The organism is Vibrio coralliirubri, assembly GCF_024347375.1.
In the GTDB taxonomy this organism is placed as follows: domain Bacteria; phylum Pseudomonadota; class Gammaproteobacteria; order Enterobacterales; family Vibrionaceae; genus Vibrio; species Vibrio coralliirubri.
The window spans coordinates 71,183-89,602 of the sequence record NZ_AP025471.1; the positions used below are offsets into that span (position 1 = coordinate 71,183).

The following is an 18,420-nucleotide window of genomic DNA, read 5'->3' on the forward strand; positions in this document are numbered from 1 at the left end:
AATCGCTATTATGGCTGGCTATGACTACCACAGTCATTTCCGGTCATCCCCCCAATGACAACTCCATTTATAATGTATTTCATTAGGATCTAATCGAATGAAACTTAAGCTTATTTCTATCGCACTTATAGCTGGTGGCCTTACGGCTTGTGGCGGAGGAGGCGGTGGTGGCAACACAAGTGCTCCTGCTCCTCAAACGAGAACCTTACAAGGTGTCGCCATTGACGGGTATATTTCCGGGGCGACCGCGTTTTTAGATATCAATTATAATGGCGTATTAGATGAAGGTGAGCCTAGCAGCATCACGGACCATGAGGGCAGCTATGAGCTATCTTTGACTGGCTCTAACTCAGACTGTATGGACTACGCTCCAATCGTAGTGAATGTGCCAGTAGGCGCTATTGATGCGGACAGCCCAAATTCACCGATTACTGAACCTTATCAGTTAATATTTCCGCCAGTCATGACGGTGAGTTCTGAGCAAGAAATTAAGTCGACTACGCCACTTACGACCGTGTTATGGAATCAGATCCAAGCCGACTTGTATAAAGGTGGTTTAAACAGTTGCTCTGCTTTGAAGCAAGCCGTGAACACCCAAAATAGCATTATCCAAAATGTGAAAGAGCATGACTTCCGAATTGCGAACCGATACAACATCGCAGTAGAGGACTTGTATGGTGATTTCGTTAAAGATCAAAACACTGAGCTCTACGAGTTAGCGCAGAAGATGATGCCTGCCATTAAAAAGTCCTATCAAGAGACCAAAGAGATTCAAAAAGAGAACCCGACAGCCCAGCAAGCTTATGTTGACTATTACTGGCAGCATTGGGACTACGCCAAGAAGAACGAAATTAATAAGTGGTATAAAGTTAAAACAGTGATGACTGCGGACAAGCTGATTGTGATTGAACATGAAGTTTCAGCCGACCTGCAGACAGAACTGGCGTTAAGTGAACATTTTGAGCGTAATGGTCAGAAGAAAAATGGCTTAGAGTATGACAAAGAAGCTTCGTTCTCATTGAGTAGTGATGGAACGGAATATTCATGTTCAGTGCAAGAGACCATCAAGCAGCAGGTTCTACCTAACTCATTGACTACGTTTGGTGTGATGAACCGTGGTTGGTCTAAACAATCTGATTGGGAAAGTTGTTCTCGTCAAGACGTTGGTGCGGGCTTTATGCAAACCTTGACGGCAGATCTTGTCGGTGACTACAAAGATCAGTTTACCCAAGTACAAGCGAAATTTAATTTTGAGAATAACGCGCCACATCCAGAGTGGGTTAATCTTGGTGATTCGTTAGATAGTGTTTCGCGCAGCGACTTTGATGCGCTCAACTATCTATCGGTAGATTTTAATGACAACAGTTCATATGGCTCTGACAGCTGGAACCGACATAAGTATGCGTACATTGAAAATACGCCGTTTGATTATACTCAAACGATAACGTCTAGATATTCTCATGGTAACTGGACTAAAGGTTATTATTACCAGAATGGGACAAGTCTATTTGAGTGTTCAGATGATGGTGTGACTTGGTCAAAAGAGACTTGTAAGTAACACTGACGAAGTCGTGACTAAATAATTTTAGATACCTTTATGCAATAAAAAAATCCAGTGTCGACAAGACACTGGATTTTTAGTTTTGGTTAATCGCGATCTAGCTTTGCTTTATCGAAAGCGCTTAAGCGATCTCAATCTTCTCAGCTTGGTTCTGCTCTACCATTGATAGTGCTAGCGCTTCTGCAGCCTTAATGCCGTCGATACCAGCAGACAGGATGCCGCCTGCGTAGCCTGCACCTTCACCAGCGGGGAAGAAGCCCTTAAGGTTGATGCTTTGGAAGTCTTTGCCACGTTTGATGCATACAGGAGAAGACGTACGAGTCTCAACACCGGTTAGTAGGCCGTCTGGCGTAGAGAAACCTTTGATCTTCTTCTCGAACGCTGGGATTGCTTCACGAATCGCTTCGATAGCAAAATCAGGCAGCGCTTTTGAAATATCAGTCAGGTGGATACCCGGCGTGAATGACGGTTGTACTTCACCGATTGCACTCGGATCGCGACCTTTCAAGAAGTCACCGATTTTCTGAGCTGGTGCATCGTAGTTTTCACCACCAAGAACATAAGCGCCGCTTTCTAGTTCACGCTGTAAACGAATACCCGCCAGTGCGTCACCTGGGTAATCACGCTCTGGGTCGATACCTACAACGATTGCGCTGTTTGCGTTACGTTCTGCACGAGAATATTGGCTCATGCCGTTTGTTACTACGCGGCCTTCTTCAGACGTCGCAGCTACTACAGTACCGCCTGGGCACATACAGAAGCTGTATACAGTGCGGCCATTCTTACAGTGGTGAACCAGTTTGTAGTCCGCAGCACCTAGGATTGGGTTGCCTGCGTTCTTACCGAATCGAGCTTCATCGATCATCGATTGCTTGTGTTCGATACGGAAACCAACAGAGAAAGGCTTCGCTTCCATGTAAACGCCACGATCGTACAGCATTTCAAACGTGTCACGAGCACTGTGGCCAACAGCCAATACCACGTGACGAGATTTAATCTCTTCACCGTTAGAAAGCGTTAAGCCAGTGATTTGGCCATCTTCCATATGAACGTCGTCAACACGAGTGCTGAAACGGATTTCACCGCCGAGTTCAATGATAGAAGCGCGCATCTTTTCGATCATGGTAACCAGTTTAAAGGTACCGATGTGCGGCTTACTTACGTATAGAATTTCTTCTGGTGCACCCGCAGCTACGAACTCTTCGATTACCTTACGGCCGTAGTGCTTTGGATCTTTAACTTGGCTGTATAGCTTACCGTCAGAGAAGGTACCTGCGCCGCCTTCACCAAACTGCACGTTTGATTCAGTATTCAGTGTGCGCTTACGCCAGAAACCAAAGGTATCTTTTGTACGTTCACGAACTTCTTTACCACGCTCAACGATGATTGGGTTGAAACCCATTTGAGCAAGCACTAGGCCAGCGAATAGACCACAAGGGCCAAAGCCGATAACCACAGGGCGCTCAGTTTGGTTCTCAACCGCTTTAGCAACAAACTTGTACTCCATATCAGGAGTCACTTTTACGTGCGGGTCGCTAATGAATTGTTCTAACAACTCAGCTTCGTTTTCAACGAGAACGTCAAGCGTGTAGATAAGTAAGATCTTTGATTTCTTACGAGCATCGTAGCCACGTTTAAAGATATTAAAAGAGAGTACCTGATCAGAGTTAATACCAAGTTTCGCTTCAATAGCGTCTTGAATCGCAGACTCTTCATGGTCTAGTGGGAGTTTAATTTCGGTTAAACGTATCATTTCGATGTCTCGTTTTTATAGGTGTCTTAGCTTGATCGTTTCTTAATACAGAGTTTGATGAAAACGCTGATGCTCAAAGAAGCGATAAGCTCACAATGGCGCGCATTTTACGAGAAATTGATTTATCTGTCATACTAATTTGGAAACATGGAGCAAATAGACACGATATTAGAGCCGTATGATGTTGAATTTTGCTTTGGGATGAGTATTATCCCCATTCTTCAATTTTGACTAACTTATAGAGCAGAGCATCATGGCATTTGTCGTAGGCGATAATTGTATTCAATGTAAATACACAGACTGTGTGGCAGTGTGCCCCGCAGATGCGTTCCATGAAGGCCCAAATTTCATGGTAATCAACCCAATCGAATGTATTGATTGTGGCTTGTGTGTACCTGAATGTGATGCTCAAGCAATCTTCCAAGAAGATGAGTTGCCAGAAGATCAAAAGATCTTTATCGAAGTGAACGCAGAACTTGCTGAGATTTGGCCTGTACAAACGGAAGTAAAAGCACCAATGGATGACGCTGAAAAGTGGAATGGTGTGTCTGATAAGTTGGCAATGCTAGAAAAGTAATTCTGTTACTTGAAATAAACCGTCCTCAAAAAAGATCCCCAACTCAGTCGTCCCTCCTTCTTGAGGATGACGGCTGAAGTAAACTTTGCCTCGGTTCTCTTTTTTTACGTCATTCCCTACTGTGAGGGACGAGCAAGATAGGGAATCTTGCTCTTTATATCCGCTAGTTCTGGTTAGCTGTTTCTCTCGAATCGATTAGCTATGCTGACGACGCATGTTGTCGAGAATGATGCCAGTCGCCATTGCCACGTTCAAAGACTCCGCGCCACCGAATGCTGGAATCGTAATCTTATCAGTCACGTATTTAGCCGCGTGTTCACGGATACCGTGAGACTCGCTGCCCATCAACAAAATACCGTTGGCAGTAAACTCAGTCTTATGAACACTTTCGCCTTCTAAAAATGCGCCGTAAACCGGTAGGTTCGCTTGCTCTAAGTAAGCGGGTAAGTCAGTTTGGCTTACGTGTACTCGGCCAAAGCTGCCCATAGTCGCGCTGATCGTTTTAGGGTTGTATGGGTCTGCGCAATCGCTGCTCGCAACGATATGCTTGATGCCATACCAGTCTGCTACACGAATAATCGTACCTAGGTTGCCAGGGTCTGAAACGCCATCAAGCGCAATCATCAGTCCAGTTGCTTCTGGTAGCTCAAACGTTGGGATCTCAACAACCGCAATCGCGGCATTGTTACTGACCAAAGTGCTCGCTTTGGTTAGATCATCCAGCGAGGCTTCAACACAATCAAACTCAATCAGTGAAGCATGATTTTCAGATAAGAAATCAGCGGTAGCGAAGACGTTCTTCACCACTAAGTCACTATTGAACAGCTCAAGAACGTTCTTTTCACCTTGAACTAGAAACAGGCCGTGGGCTTTACGTTGTTTCTTTTGGCCTAAAGCACGAAGGAGTTTTAATTGGTTTTTTGAAATCATGTTTTTATCCTAGATATAAGCCCGCGCATTATAGAGCAAAGGTTAGCGAACCAAAAGCGTGATGACTCAATGCGATCCACATAAAAAGCGAAAGTAACTCACTTAAAAAAGAAAAGCGCACTAAATAGCGCGCTCTTATGGGATTTACTTACCTAAGTTAAGCTGAACTGACAGCCTAATACGGAGCCGGGTAGCGCTTAAAGACTGTGTTGATATCAGTTAGGATCTCTTCTGATAACGGTTTACTGAAAGCGGCTACGTTCTCTTTTAGCTGCTCCATCGTAGTTGCACCAATGATAGTGGAAGTCACCCCATCCACTTGATTACACCAAGCCAATGCCAGTTGGCTCGGAGTGAACCCATGAGCATTCGCCACTTCAACATAGCCTTTAACCGCTTCATTGGCAGATTCAGTATCACGAAAAATGCCTTTACGTTGCATGTAAGTCCAACGGCTGCCTTCCGGTCTTGCGCCATCGATGTACTTTCCACTCAACATGCCAGCAGCTAAAGGTGACCATGGCAGGTAAGCGACATCTTCATGCACACAGTTCTCAATCAGATATGGCCAGTCTTTTGCGTGCAGTAGGCTAAATTCATTTTGAATCGAAACCATACGTGGCAAATTGTGTTTCTCGCTCAGCTTGAGGTATGTGTTAATGCCCCAAGTAGAATCATCTGAAAGCCCGACATGGCGAATTTTACCCGCCTTAATGCAGCTAGCCAGTGCTTGTAGGATTTCCAACATCTCAGCTTCATGCTGCTTTCGGTCAATATCACTGAATCGAATGTGATTTGGGAAATGCTTACCAAAGTGAGGCGTTGTGCGATTTGGCCAATGAAGTTGGTAAAGGTCGATATAGTCTGTTTGTAGGCGTTTTAATGATGCGTCAACGGCTGCGATCACAGCTTCACCGGTTATCGGCCCACCATCTCGAACCCAAGGAAGCCCAGGCCCGGCAATTTTGCTCGCAATGATGAACTCTTGTCGACGCTGTGGGTTACGCGATAACCAGTTACCAATGATCGCTTCTGTTTTTCCGTAGGTATCTGGAGAAGGTGGAACCGCGTACATCTCTGCAGTATCGATAAAGTTAATGCCTTGGCTTAATGCGTATTCGATCTGTTGGTCGGCTTGCTGTTGCGTATTTTGTAGCCCCCAAGTCATGCTGCCAAGACAGATACGGGAAACGGGAATTTGACTACTTCCTAGCTTTGAATATTCCATTGAATTCGGGGTTCCTGTGGTTAGGTTCTCTGGTACTCGCATTATAGTTTTGAAAAGAGGGCGAGTGAGGAATGAAAACGAATATGAATTATTAGCACAAAATGACACGACAAGGTATGGCATCGGGGAGTTTAGTGAGTCATTTCTCAGCGCTGCAAGCTAGTGTGTGCAATGCGTGAAAATACATTCGCGAGAAACTATGAGCCAAACGGTGAGCGAAAATTGAAGAACAACAAGCAATGAGTGAAGGTTTAATGTTCAGCTTTTTGGGAGTGGGGGAGAGGAGAACAGATCAAAAATAAAAAAAGCTCTACAGGATAGAGCGTAGAGCTTTTTTATAGGGGTCTTAATAGTGCTAGATATTCATTGAGTTACGAGGTCGCGTTTGTGTCTAATCCACCCTGGATCTGCGCCTGTCTTAGAGCTTCCTGCCTTTGAACTTCTTTCTCAGTTAATACTGGTTGAAGCGTTTCCTCAGAGGCTTGAGGAGAGAAAATGAAATATTTATTAATCGTCATAACTGTGTCTCCGTGTAACGTATGACAGATTCTGCATCAAGGATAAATTGTGATCATCATCCACTTTGTACTTTTTTTAGGCTGAGAGCGGAGGGCGTAGAATGCGTACAAAGCGATCTCTTATCATCCGTATGCAATGTTGAACTGACGAAACCCTCTGTTTTCAAGTATAGGAAGCGCATCTAATTTCGCACAATAATGATTTAGAGCAATTACATAGATGGTCAGGGGCGTAAGATGAAAAACCTCGCTACTGACTCTGTGTTCGTATTTATTTAACGATGCATCGTATATCGAAAAAATATAAGTCAGTAAATCAATTACTTAATCCATGGTGAGATGAATTATGGAAAAGCTTGTAGAACGTTTTCTGAATTACGTTACTTTTGATACCAAATCCGATCCTTCTAATCAGCAATGCCCAAGTTCACCGGGTCAAATTACCTTTGCTGAAGCCTTAAAGTTAGAATTGGTGGCATTAGACTTAGCTGATGTGTCTTTAGATGACAATGGATACTTGATGGCGAAACTGCCGTCGAATGTCGATTATCCAGTGCCGGCGATTGGCTTTGTGGCACACATGGATACCGCTCCTGACGCATCAGGTGCCAACGTGAAACCGCAAGTGATTAAAGATTACCGAGGTGGAACGATTGAATTAGGTGAAAGTGGCGAGAGTTTGAGCCCAAGCCAATACCCAGACCTTGATTCTTTACATGGTCACGACCTGATTACGACTGACGGCACAACTCTGCTTGGTGCCGACAACAAAGCGGGCATCGCTGAAATCATCAGTGCAATTGCTTACCTGAAAGCGAATCCAGACATCAAACACGGCGACATCTGCATTGGTTTCACGCCGGATGAAGAGATTGGTCGCGGTGCGAACCTGTTTGACGTTGAAAAATTTGGCGCTGAGTGGGCGTACACCATCGATGGTGGTCCAGTAGGGGAGTTGGAATTTGAGAACTTCAATGCCACGAGCGCTGATGTTATCTGTCATGGCGTGAACGTTCACCCGGGCACCGCAAAAGGTAAAATGGTGAACTCGATGAACATTGCAGCGCAATTCCAATTGATGATGCCAGCACAAGAAACACCAGAGTGCACAGAAGGTTATGAAGGTTTTTACCACCTGAAGTCGGCGGAAATGGGTGTGGCTCGCTCTGAACTGGGATACATCATCCGTGATTTTGAACGTGAGGGTGTAGAAGCGCGTAAGGTATTCATGCAGCAGAAAGTGGACGAGCTGAATGAGCGCCTTGAGAAAGGCCGTGTTGAGTTGGTGCTAACCGATAGCTACTTCAACATGAAAGAGATGGTTGAACCGCATCGACATATTATTGAATTAGCGAAGCTGGCGATGATTGAGTGCGATGTTGAGCCAATGATCAAGCCGATCCGAGGTGGTACAGACGGTGCTCGCTTATCTTTCATGGGGCTACCATGTCCGAATATCTTTACTGGCGGTTACAACTTCCACGGTATTCATGAGTTCATTACCATTCAAGGCATGGAGCAAGCGGTAAAAGTGATTGTCGAATTGTCTCAACGTACAGCGACGCATTACCAAAAATAGAACATCAGAGCGGTATATCTCTTTGTATTTTTGAGAGTATTCAATAATACTCTCTTTAAGCATAAGGGAGTACGCGATGAAAAAGTTAGTTTTACTTTGCACCCACTTAGCCGTGGGTGCTTTTGGTTTTGGGCTGGGTGTTTACGCATTACCTATCTTGATTGAGCCTGATTCTCCTTCCTCAAGTTCTGTTGAAGCGATCAGTGAGCAGGCTATCTACACGGGTGAGTTCACTAAAGATCGACAAGATAGTGACTTCTTGCACTGGGGAGAAGGCATAGTTTCAGTGTCTGAAAGTGCGATAGCTTTTGAAGGTGAATTGGCGCCGGGGCCTGATTACAAGGTTTACCTCTCACCTAAGTTCATTGAAACCGAGCAAGCTTTCAATGACAGCAAGAATGAGTTACTGAGAGTCGGAGATGTGAAAACATTCGACCGATTTATGGTTGAGCTTCCCGAAGGTACTGATCTTAATCGATTTAATACCGTTGTGATTTGGTGTGAAACTTTTGGCCAATTTATTACTTCTGCCAAGATAAAATGATAGCCTTAGCTAGGCTAATACCAGAATGTATACGAGCGCTCAGGAGTTGAGCGCTTTTTCATAGAAAGGATATTAGCGGCTTTCTTGTAAAGCTAACCGTTGTAAAGCTAACTGTTGTAATGCTAAGGATTAAGTAATGGAAAAAGTGTGGCAAGTAATTGATTTTCTACTCGCTCATAAGTTTATTTTTAGTGCGTTGATTATCACTATTATTTTAATCATTCGCCGAATCACCTTATCTCAAATCAGAGGTGATGTTGCTTTCCTTAGCGAAGACCAACGTAACTGGATGTCACGAACCAAAAACGGCACATTCGCGATTATTGTTGTGACGTTATTTGTGCTGTGGAAATCCGAAATCAGCGAGTTTGCGCTATCTGTCACGGCCATTGCTGTTGCTATAGTCGTCGCGTCTAAAGAGATCATTTTGTGTTTCACCGGTTCTATTCAACGTGCGAGTTCTCGTTCATTTAGAATCGGCGACTGGATCGAAGTGGGTAAAATCAGCGGTGAGGTGATTGAGCACAATTTGATGGCGACTGTGATTCAAGAAATCGATTTGTATCATGGGCAATATCACTTCACTGGCAAGACAGCCACGCTGCCTAATAGCATGTTCTTCACTTATCCGGTAAAGAACCTCAACTTCATGAAGCGTTATGTTTATCATAACTTTTTTGTGACGGTGAAAGACTTTGTAAACCTATATCCTATGGTACCGGGTCTTATTGTGAAAATTGAAGAGCATTGCGAAGAGTTTATCGATGTTGCCCGCCGTTACAACGGTGTGATCGAAAAGCACGCTGGCGTTGACCTTCCGGGTTCTGAGCCTCACATCCATATCACAAGCAGTTCGACAGGTGAGCAAGAAGTGCACTTTATGATCTTCTGTCCGACCGAAAAAGCGATTCATTTAGAGCAAGATATTCGTAAAGACTTTATGGAAGCGTACGCGGAAGCATTCCCAACGAACGCTTAGTTTGCTCATGAGTTTATAGTGACCAAGCTATAGCCTCTAAATTATAGCTTCCAAACTATAAGTCCAAATAACAGAAAGCCGAGAGCGATAATATCGACTCTCGGCTTTTTTGTTCTTGCTATCTGTTAGCTTAATCTAGGTCAGCGAGTGGTAACCAATCCACTTGTACACCAGCTTGCTCAAACATATCTTGGCTAACTTTAATCTTGTCGCCCCAGCGAGAAAGGAAATCTTCACTTTGCTCTGGGCAATGTACTGCTGAAATACCTGTTTGGATGATTTTTGCTGCACAGTTTGGACAAGGGAAATGCGTCACCCAGATTTCACAGCTGTCCAAATCACGCTTAGCGAATAAAATCGCATTCTCTTCAGCGTGAAGCGTCTTGAGGTACTTCATCTCTCTGTCATCAGTATCCGCACTATCAGACACGCCATGTGGGTAGCCATTAAAACCAACAGAAACAATGCGGTTGTGCTTAGTGATTACGGCGCCGACTTGAGTTGAAGGATCTTTACTCCAAGAACCGACCAATTCCGCCATTTGATAGAAACGTTTAGCCCATTTTGAAATCATGAGAATTCCTTAACAATTAAATGTGAATGCTTATCTGTCTGACAATACATTATGTTAGACAATATCCATAGAGAACAAAAGCTGAGAGATTGATTTACTTAGGAATTGTAGCGTGTTTGTAATCACTTTATAAGCACTTGGTTTCAATTAACATATTGATACACTTTGGCCAGTTATAATTGATATTCCTCGGACAATGGTAACAGAGGTGTTACGTAAATTTTATGCTGTTCAAATACTAATAAGTGACGGTATAACCATGCGTAAAAAGTTGATCCTTACTGCTCTTGCAAGCTCTCTTATTCTTGCTGGGTGTGGGCAAGATGCTCAAAATGCCAAGCAAGCACCTTTACCTCTCGTAGCTGTACAGGATGTTAGCGTTGTTTCTCACCAGCAAAGTAAGTCGTATATCGGTCGTATAGAAGCCGTTGAAGACACGGCTATTACAGCGCAGGTTTCTGGCTACCTACAAAGCCGTCATTTCAATGAAGGCCAAATGGTTGAAAAGGGTCAATTGCTTTACTCGATTGAACCTTCTTCGTTTGAAGCCGAAGTAGCAAGCGCAAAAGCGTCTGTTGCTCAAGCGAACGCGAACCTTAAAAAAGCTGAGCTTGATTTTAATCGTGGTAAAAATCTACTTCCTAAAGGCAGTATCTCTCAATCTGAATTCGATGCATTAACCGCAAACTTGTTAGGTTCTCAAGCACAGCTTGAAGCAAGCCAAGCACAGCTAAATGCTGCGAATGTTCAGCTTTCTCATACCAAAATCATCGCGCCTTTCTCTGGCCGTATTAGCGATACCAAAGTGAGCACGGGTGATCTGGTTTCACCGTCTTCAGGTGTGCTGACGACTTTGGTTAGCCTAGACCCAATCCACGCATCGTTCAGCATCAGTGAGCGTGAGCGTATTGAGCTGGGTATGGACCGCATCGAAGGCGACGGCAGCAGCGACTCTGCAGGTGTTGAAGTTCAAATCATGCTTGAGAATGGTGAAGCGTTCGAACATCTAGGTCAGCTTGACTTCTTGGGCAACCGTATCAACCTCAATACTGGTACGATCGCGATGCGTGCGATTGCAGACAACCCGAATCAGCAACTACTTCCAGGCCAACACGTTCGCGTTGATCTACGTGAAAAACAACCTATTGATGTTGTGACTATTCCTCGTCGCGCAGTGCAGACCGACCTCGAAGGTGACTTCGTGATGGTATTAGTTGAAGGCGAAGCCGAACCCGTTGCTGAGCGCAGAAACATCGAGATGGGTCGCCAGATTGAAGGTGGCGTGATTGTTCATTCTGGATTAGAGAAAAACGACGCGGTCATCACTCAAGGCCTACAGCGTGTACGTAATGGTATGTCTGTTCGTATTCAAGCTTCTGCTGAACAAGCTGAGTAAGGGGACTATTTATGTTAAGTCGTTTCTTTATTCAAAGGCCTAAGTTCGCCCTTGTTATATCCATAATTTTAACGCTGGCGGGTGCGATTTCTCTCGCTATCTTGCCAGTGGCTGAATATCCAAAAATTAGTCCACCGTCGGTTAGTGTTTCGGCATTCTACACGGGCGCAAGTGCTGAAGTGGTGGAACAGGCGATAGCCGACCCCATAGAAACGTCGGTTAACGGCGTAGAAGATATGATCTACATGTCTTCTAAAAGTGCTAACGATGGTTCATACAACCTTAACGTGACCTTTGATGTTGGTACTGATCCAGATATGGCTCAGGTCAACGTTCAGAACCGAGTTGCTCAGATCGAATCGAAGCTTCCACAAGAAGTTCGAATGGTGGGTGTCACCGTTAAGAAGCGTTCTCCGGATCTGTTGATGGTATTGAACTTCTACTCGCCAAACGGTGAGTACAACGACCAATTCCTGATCAACTACGTGAACTTGAACATTAAAGATCAGCTGGCTCGTGTGAAGGGCATCAGTGAAGTTAACGTATTGGGTGGTGGTGAATACGCGATGCGTGTTTGGTTAGATCCTGAGAAAATGGCTAACCTCAATATAACCACCTCTGACGTGAATCGCGCCTTGGCTGAACAGAACGTTCAGGTAGCGGCTGGCCGTATTGGTGCAGCACCTTACGACAACGCACAAGAAGTGCAGTTCAACTTGGTAACCAAAGGCCGACTAGAAACGGCTGATGAGTTTGAAAATGTTGTGCTTCGCGCTAGCCAAGATGGTTCAACGGTTTACTTAAAAGACATCGCACGTGTTGAGCTTGGTAAAAAGTTCTACGACGGCAATGGTAAATATCGTGGTCAAGACGCTTCAATCGTAACGCTGTCACTTCAATCAGACGCTAACGCGCTAGAAAGTGGTAAAGCGGTAATGGCGATGCTGGACAATCTAAGCAAAAACTTCCCTGAAGGCGTTGCTTATGAGGCGAGCTATGACACTACAGTATTCGTTGCTGAGTCTATCAAAGGGGTAGTAAAGACCCTAATCGAAGCTATCTTGCTGGTTATTGCGGTAACGTACTTGTTCTTGGGTAGTGCGCGTGCGACCTTGATTCCTGTAGTTGCGATTCCGGTATCTTTGATTGGTACGTTTGCCATCATGCAGATGACGGGTTTCACCATCAACACGGTAACCCTGTTTGGTTTGATACTAGCGATTGGTATCGTAGTAGATGATGCGATCTTGGTTATCGAGAACGTTGATACCACGATGGCTAAAGACCCAACCATTTCGCCGCGTAAAGCAACGCTCATCGCGATGAAAGAAGTAACGGGTCCGATCATTACTTCTACATTGGTTCTGTTAGCAGTATTCATTCCAGTAGCGATGCTGCCAGGTATCACCGGCATCATGTATCGTCAGTTCGCTCTGACTATCTGTATTGCGGTTGTTATCTCTTCTATTAACGCACTAACGCTATCACCAGCATTGTGTTCATTGGTTCTTAAACAGGGCGGTGGTAACACAGCACGTTGGTACCAAGCGTTTAACCGTGGTCTTGAATCCGTAACCAACAAATACGGTCAAATTGCAGGCTTCCTTGTGAAAAAGGGTGTTCTACTGTTTACCTTCTTTGTTGTGGCACTAGCGGCGGTAACTTACTTCGCGAAAACTACGTCTACGGCATTTGTACCTCAAGAAGATAAAGGCATCTTGCTGGTTAACGTGCAGCTTCCTGACGCGGCATCACTGTCTCGTACAGAAGATGTGACTGAGCAATTGCTAGAGATGGTTGAGCAAGAGCCGGGTGTTGATGGCGTAACACTGGTTAATGGCTATGCATTCATGACGGGCGCTTCTGCTTCGAATGGTGCGTCGCTATTTATCAAACTGCATGATTGGGATATGCGTAACGCACTGGATGGTCAACATTCAGCGCAAGCTATCTCACAACGTATTAACGGTCGAGCAGCAACAGAACTGCCTCAAGCGATTGTATTTGCAATGGGACCTCCAGCAGTACCGGGTATGGGTGCAGCGTCTGGTTTTGAGTTCGTTCTTGAAGATACATTAGGTCGTAGCCGCACTGATCTCGCGATGGTTATGAATGACGTGATTGCTGAGGCCGCAAAACAGCCTGAGATTTCACATACATTCAGTACCTTCCGTGCCAATGTACCGCACTACTATGTCGACATTGACCGTGAGAAAGCGCAGCAACTTGGTATTCCGTTGTCGGAAATCTTCCAAACACTACAAGGTAACCTAGGTTCTCTGTACGTGAATGATTTCACCATGTTTGGTAAGAACTTCCGCGTAACCATGCAAGCTGACAGTGAACACCGTAGCAGCATGGATGACCTACAACGATTCCACGTTCGTTCGTCTAATGGCGAGATGATCCCGTTAAGCACATTGGTGACTTACGACCAGATCTTTGAACCAGATGTAGCATGGCGTTACAACATGTACCGCAGTGCCGTGATTCAAGGTCAACCTGCAGAAGGTTACTCAAGTGGTGATGCGATTGCGGCAATGGAACGCGTAGCTGCAGAAGTATTGCCTCAGGGTTATCAGTACGAATGGACAGGTATGGCTTACCAAGAAGTACTAGCAGGTAACCAAGCGATCTTTGCTTTCGCATTGGCTCTGATCTTCATCTACCTGTTTATGGTGGCTCAATACGAGAGTTGGACAATACCGATTGCGATTATCCTCGTGGTACCTGTCGCAACCTTAGGCTCCTTCTTAGCATTGAATCTGACGGGCACACCGTTGAACCTTTATGCACAGATTGGTTTGGTTCTCTTGATAGCCTTGGCCGCGAAGAACGCAATCTTGATTGTGGAATTCGCGAAAGTTGAGCGTGAAGAGAAAGATGCACCGATTGAAGATGCGGCGGTGAAGGGCGGTACGCTACGTTTCCGTGCTGTGAACATGACGTCTTGGTCGTTCATCTTAGGTATCTTCCCGCTTATCTTCGCTGCGGGCGCAGGTCACGTGAGTCAGAACTCTCTGGGTATTTCACTGATCGGCGGTCTGCTATGTGTATTACTGGCGGGTACGTTCCTAATCCCTGGCTTCTACGCATTCGTGCAACGTAAGCGTGAGAAAGCACACGGTGGTAATACCAAGCTGGTTCCGCTTGATGACGAATAGGGGATTGAGTGTCTTGTAAGATTCGTCTCTTGCAAGACCAACCCTTGGGGAATTAAATCCTTGTAATAACTAAGGCTTAGCATCGCGCTAAGCCTTTTTTATTCCACTTATGAATAAAAACGCCTTTTATATAAACAAATGTTTGTTATGTGATAGAGCTAACACTCTAATTTGGGTTTTGTAATAAAATGATGTTTTATTGGTAAGTGTATGTTTAATATGATTTTAACAAGGTTCAGCTAACGGGTGTATGCTCGAAAACATTTGCACAATAGTGTGAAGTGTTTCAAAATTACGAAGTTATATTGAAATTTTTTGTGCATTGAGGTTCTTATGAAGGTCATTGATTTATTTAAACACCGAGGCGATAGCATGTCTTCGCAACACTCAGAGTTTATGCAATGGATGTCTCCAGCTCTTAGAGATTACTGGGGCGACTTTCTTAATCGTACGCAAAATAGCCATTTCTTTGCGTGGGTTCGTGATCATCACAAACCTGCTGTCAATGAAGATGCACCAGAGATGCCGGTGGAACAGCCGATCGTACTTAAGCCAGAAGCACAACTTGTGTTTGATGAGCTTAATCAACAGATCGGTGAAGTCATCCATACTGGCGACTGGATCAATGTAAGTCAAGACCGTATTAACCAGTTCGGCCTTGTTACTGAAGATATGCAGTGGATCCACACTGAGCCTGAAAAAGCGGAAACAGACTCTCCGTTCAAAACAACCATCGCACATGGTTTTTTAACTTTATCTTTGCTTCCTCGATTGACTGACAGTGTTGACCCCGACAAGTCTCAATTCCCAACAGCGAAGATGGTAGTAAACATTGGTCTTAACCAAGTACGTTTCCCATACCCTGTTAAATCGGGCAGTAACGTTCGTGCTAAAAGTACGTTAACAAAAGTAACGCCAATTAAGAAAGGCCTAGAGATTGAACGTGAAATTCGCGTAGAAATCGAAGGTATTCGTCGTCCTGGCGCTGTGATCGTTTCCGTGATTCAACTTCACTTCTAAACGAACTATATAGATTCCAAAAAAAGAGAGAGCTTAATGCTCTCTCTTTTTTTTCATAAGATAAAACTCACTCACTTATTTAATGCGAGTGTAGCCGTACTCTTCGATAAGGTCTTGCCCTTGCTTTGACTTCACGAACTTGATGAAGTCTTTGCTCTCTTCAGAAACTGAGTCTGTCTTGTGCAATAACAAGAATGGGCGAGCTAATTCGTAGCTGTGGTTAGCAATGTTCTTAGATGTTGGCTCAATGCCTTCAAATGTAATCGCTTTAATCGAACGGTCGATCGAACCAACAGAGATAAAACCAATCGCGTGCGGGTTATGGTTAACAATCGTTTTAACCATGCTGTTGCTGTTTACAACCAAGTTATTTGGGTTGATGTCAGACACTAGACGGTCATTAATGATCTTTGTTAAACCAAGCAAGCTTTCGAAGCTATAGCGTGAACCAGAAGACGCTTCGCGAGTGACAACTGCGATAGGCTGATCTGCGCCGCCCACTGCTTTCCAGTTCGTGATTTTGCCTTTGTAGATATCGAATAGCTGTTCACGAGTAAGGTTGCTTACAGCGTTTGAGCGGTTAGTTACGACAGCTAGGCCGTCAAAGGCAATTGGAAACACCTTCAACTTCTCGTCTTGTTCGCGGTCGGTTAAATAACGCGAGCTCATACCGATATCAGAGACACCTTTATTAACCATGGTAATACCTGCTGTAGAACCAATGCCCTGAACCGCAATATAGTTATCAGGGTGAGTCTTGTTGTACTCCTCAGCTAATACATCCATCACTCGTGATACTGAAGTGGAGCCCGAAATAGTGGTTTCTTGTGCCAAAGCAGCATGAGAAGACAGGGCTAAGGATAAAAGAGAGGCAATCGCGACTCGTAACATAAACAACTCCTAGTTAATAACATTTGTCGCATATGATAGGTTGGTTATATGACACTTTTGTGAAATTCCATACGCTCGATGTATAGCTGTTCACTTGATGAGTCGTAGCTTTCTGAGTTTACGAAAGCAAGATTCGTTTCTGGGAGCAGGACGGGTATTTTGATTGCGCTTGTTCGCTAAAATGTTTGTTGAGTCCTAAGCTAAGTAGAGGAATTCACTACTTAGAAGTTTCTATGAAGTTACAAGGGGTGTTATGTCCGTCATTCATATCGAACTGAATCGTCTTTTAATTGGGGCTGAGAGGCTCTGTACATCTCGAAATCGCAGTTTACCTGTCGAGCTAGGTAAATCCCTATATGAAGAGTGTGAGGGTGGTGTGCTGTTTTCTCAGGCGCATTATCTACTCGACTCATCTCACAGTGACTATACAAACGAGATCGCCTGCGTGACTTTTGATGAGTCGTTATCTTGTTGGTTAGTGATGGTGCCGCTTGAAGGGGATGTCGAAACCGACTCTGTGAATTGGGGGCCTTATCCGTACCTGCCTAAATCAAAGGATCTTGATGCTATCTTGGTTGAGATAGAAAAAGACCCTAAATCGTACTTCTGGTCATAGTCACTCTGGCTTCCCGTTTGCTGGTGGCCTGTTCCTGAAGATAATTAGCTTAAACTCAAAACTCAACCACTGAATCCCAAAACCAAATGACCTCACCTCAAATCCAAGTGGCTTAATATTGAAGCCACTTGGTTTACACCAGTTCACAGCTAAGACGTTTACGTCAATCTATTGCTTTGTTTGTTTAAACTTGCGGCTTTACGCTTTGCAGTTGTGCTTGTGCCACTAGCGATCGGAAGTCTTTTGGGGTTTTGCCGTGATATGTTTTAAAGGCCGTGCTGAAGTGAGCGGCACTTTTAAAACCGGACTCATACGCGATTTGAGTGATCGACTTATCCGATGTTCTTAGCTGAGTGGCTGCATGAGCAATACGTTTTATCTTTAATAGGTTTGAGAACGATAGATCTTCAGCGGATAAGCGACGTTTAAGCGTAGCCGGTGACATTCCCATGTAACTGGCGAGCGTATCCAAAGAGATATTGTTTTCAATGTTTTGCTCGATGTAATGAATGACTCTTTGGGTCACGGTTAACCTTGAAGCTCGAGCAATAATAGCCAATAGAGCAGGGTACTGTTCCACCATCAAAGACAGCAAACTTAAGCCTAATTGAGTGAGTGCGTAGTCATTCTGAGAAGAAGAGTTGGCGAGTGACATGATGAGATCTTTCAACTGACAGAGCTCAGTATCCGTTTGATTGAACTTAATGTACTTGTCTGGGATTCGAGTGGATTCTAAATCGCTGAACTGATTAATGAACTTCTGAAAGATAGCCAAATCAAAATCTAAGCAGGTTGCGCTGAATTCGCCATTTTCAGTGTTAACCGTGATGTCTTTAATCTGACCAGAATTGTAAAGGGTGAAATCTCCGGCTTGCAACGAGGCTTGGGTACCATTGGGTAACACAAAAGAAATGCTGCCTTTCGATACCATAAAGATACCGTTTTTAGAGGCAGGATAACGTTCTCGTCTCCTGGGAATGAAGTTTCTGAACTGAGTAACTGTGATTGATGACATAGTGAGCTTCTTTGACGTTGTAAATTGATTGCTTATTGATTGTTTTTTTTAAGTATTGTTTAAGCATGAGACATT

Annotated in this window: 16 protein-coding genes; 9 read left to right on the top strand and 7 right to left on the bottom strand. The window is 44.4% G+C overall.

Going from position 1 to position 18,420, the window contains the following annotated elements; genetic code table 11:
* Positions 1-97: 97 nt before the first annotated feature.
* Positions 98-1,558: a hypothetical protein gene (locus tag OCV20_RS17010; protein WP_086774827.1), complete on the top strand. Its 1,461-nt coding sequence runs from the start codon at positions 98-100 to the stop codon at positions 1,556-1,558.
* 124 nt (positions 1,559-1,682) lie between these two features.
* Here the strand turns inward: OCV20_RS17010 and OCV20_RS17015 are convergent, their stop codons facing one another.
* Complete coding sequence (locus tag OCV20_RS17015; protein ID WP_048606003.1) at positions 1,683-3,314, bottom strand: NAD(P)/FAD-dependent oxidoreductase; 1,632 nt, start codon at positions 3,312-3,314, stop codon at positions 1,683-1,685.
* Between the two features lie 253 nt (positions 3,315-3,567).
* On the opposite strand from OCV20_RS17015, the gene fdxA reads away from it, so the two are divergent.
* Positions 3,568-3,891, top strand: coding sequence for a ferredoxin FdxA (gene fdxA / locus OCV20_RS17020; RefSeq protein WP_017631334.1), 324 nt, complete (start codon positions 3,568-3,570; stop codon positions 3,889-3,891).
* Positions 3,892-4,086: 195 nt separating this feature from the next.
* Here fdxA and OCV20_RS17025 read toward each other — a convergent pair whose 3' ends face one another.
* The 3 genes from OCV20_RS17025 to OCV20_RS17035 form a co-directional block, all read right to left on the bottom strand.
* A complete protein-coding gene (locus tag OCV20_RS17025; RefSeq protein WP_017067486.1) occupies positions 4,087-4,821 on the bottom strand; it encodes an RNA methyltransferase in 735 nt (244 codons plus the stop codon).
* A gap of 175 nt (positions 4,822-4,996) precedes the next feature.
* Positions 4,997-5,989: an aldo/keto reductase gene (locus OCV20_RS17030; RefSeq protein WP_238382839.1), complete on the bottom strand. Its 993-nt coding sequence runs from the start codon at positions 5,987-5,989 to the stop codon at positions 4,997-4,999.
* Between the two features lie 431 nt (positions 5,990-6,420).
* Positions 6,421-6,567, bottom strand: coding sequence for a hypothetical protein (locus OCV20_RS17035; protein WP_017068404.1), 147 nt, complete (start codon positions 6,565-6,567; stop codon positions 6,421-6,423).
* A gap of 346 nt (positions 6,568-6,913) precedes the next feature.
* Here OCV20_RS17035 and pepT point away from each other — a divergent pair, with 346 nt between their 5' ends.
* From pepT to OCV20_RS17050, 3 genes are all read left to right on the top strand, one after another.
* The gene (gene pepT, locus OCV20_RS17040; RefSeq protein ID WP_086774829.1) at positions 6,914-8,146 is read left to right on the top strand and encodes a peptidase T; all 1,233 of its coding nucleotides are present in this window, start codon (positions 6,914-6,916) and stop codon (positions 8,144-8,146) included.
* Positions 8,147-8,222: 76 nt separating this feature from the next.
* Positions 8,223-8,690 carry a DM13 domain-containing protein gene (locus OCV20_RS17045; protein WP_081230873.1) on the top strand — a complete coding sequence of 156 codons (468 nt, stop codon included), beginning with the start codon at positions 8,223-8,225 and terminating at the stop codon, positions 8,688-8,690.
* A gap of 136 nt (positions 8,691-8,826) precedes the next feature.
* The gene (locus OCV20_RS17050; protein WP_086774830.1) at positions 8,827-9,669 is read left to right on the top strand and encodes a mechanosensitive ion channel family protein; all 843 of its coding nucleotides are present in this window, start codon (positions 8,827-8,829) and stop codon (positions 9,667-9,669) included.
* 130 nt (positions 9,670-9,799) lie between these two features.
* Here the strand turns inward: OCV20_RS17050 and OCV20_RS17055 are convergent, their stop codons facing one another.
* Entirely contained in the window at positions 9,800-10,243 is a 444-nt protein-coding gene (locus tag OCV20_RS17055; RefSeq protein ID WP_004737813.1) for a dCMP deaminase family protein, read from the bottom strand.
* Between the two features lie 259 nt (positions 10,244-10,502).
* Here OCV20_RS17055 and OCV20_RS17060 point away from each other — a divergent pair, with 259 nt between their 5' ends.
* From OCV20_RS17060 to OCV20_RS17070, 3 genes are all read left to right on the top strand, one after another.
* Entirely contained in the window at positions 10,503-11,639 is a 1,137-nt protein-coding gene (locus OCV20_RS17060) for an efflux RND transporter periplasmic adaptor subunit (protein ID WP_048614803.1), read from the top strand.
* 11 nt (positions 11,640-11,650) lie between these two features.
* Entirely contained in the window at positions 11,651-14,803 is a 3,153-nt protein-coding gene (locus OCV20_RS17065) for an efflux RND transporter permease subunit (protein ID WP_048610782.1), read from the top strand.
* A 333-nt stretch (positions 14,804-15,136) separates the two neighbouring features.
* Positions 15,137-15,823 carry a MaoC family dehydratase gene (locus OCV20_RS17070; RefSeq protein WP_017059493.1) on the top strand — a complete coding sequence of 229 codons (687 nt, stop codon included), beginning with the start codon at positions 15,137-15,139 and terminating at the stop codon, positions 15,821-15,823.
* Positions 15,824-15,898: 75 nt separating this feature from the next.
* Here OCV20_RS17070 and OCV20_RS17075 read toward each other — a convergent pair whose 3' ends face one another.
* Positions 15,899-16,714, bottom strand: a complete 816-nt coding sequence (locus OCV20_RS17075) for a phosphate ABC transporter substrate-binding protein (RefSeq protein WP_086774831.1) — start codon at positions 16,712-16,714, stop codon at positions 15,899-15,901.
* Positions 16,715-16,967: 253 nt separating this feature from the next.
* On the opposite strand from OCV20_RS17075, the gene OCV20_RS17080 reads away from it, so the two are divergent.
* Positions 16,968-17,330 carry a DUF3024 domain-containing protein gene (locus tag OCV20_RS17080; RefSeq protein WP_086774832.1) on the top strand — a complete coding sequence of 121 codons (363 nt, stop codon included), beginning with the start codon at positions 16,968-16,970 and terminating at the stop codon, positions 17,328-17,330.
* Positions 17,331-17,514: 184 nt separating this feature from the next.
* Here OCV20_RS17080 and OCV20_RS17085 read toward each other — a convergent pair whose 3' ends face one another.
* Positions 17,515-18,345 carry a helix-turn-helix domain-containing protein gene (locus OCV20_RS17085; protein ID WP_048614807.1) on the bottom strand — a complete coding sequence of 277 codons (831 nt, stop codon included), beginning with the start codon at positions 18,343-18,345 and terminating at the stop codon, positions 17,515-17,517.
* Between the last annotated feature and the right edge of the window lie 75 nt (positions 18,346-18,420).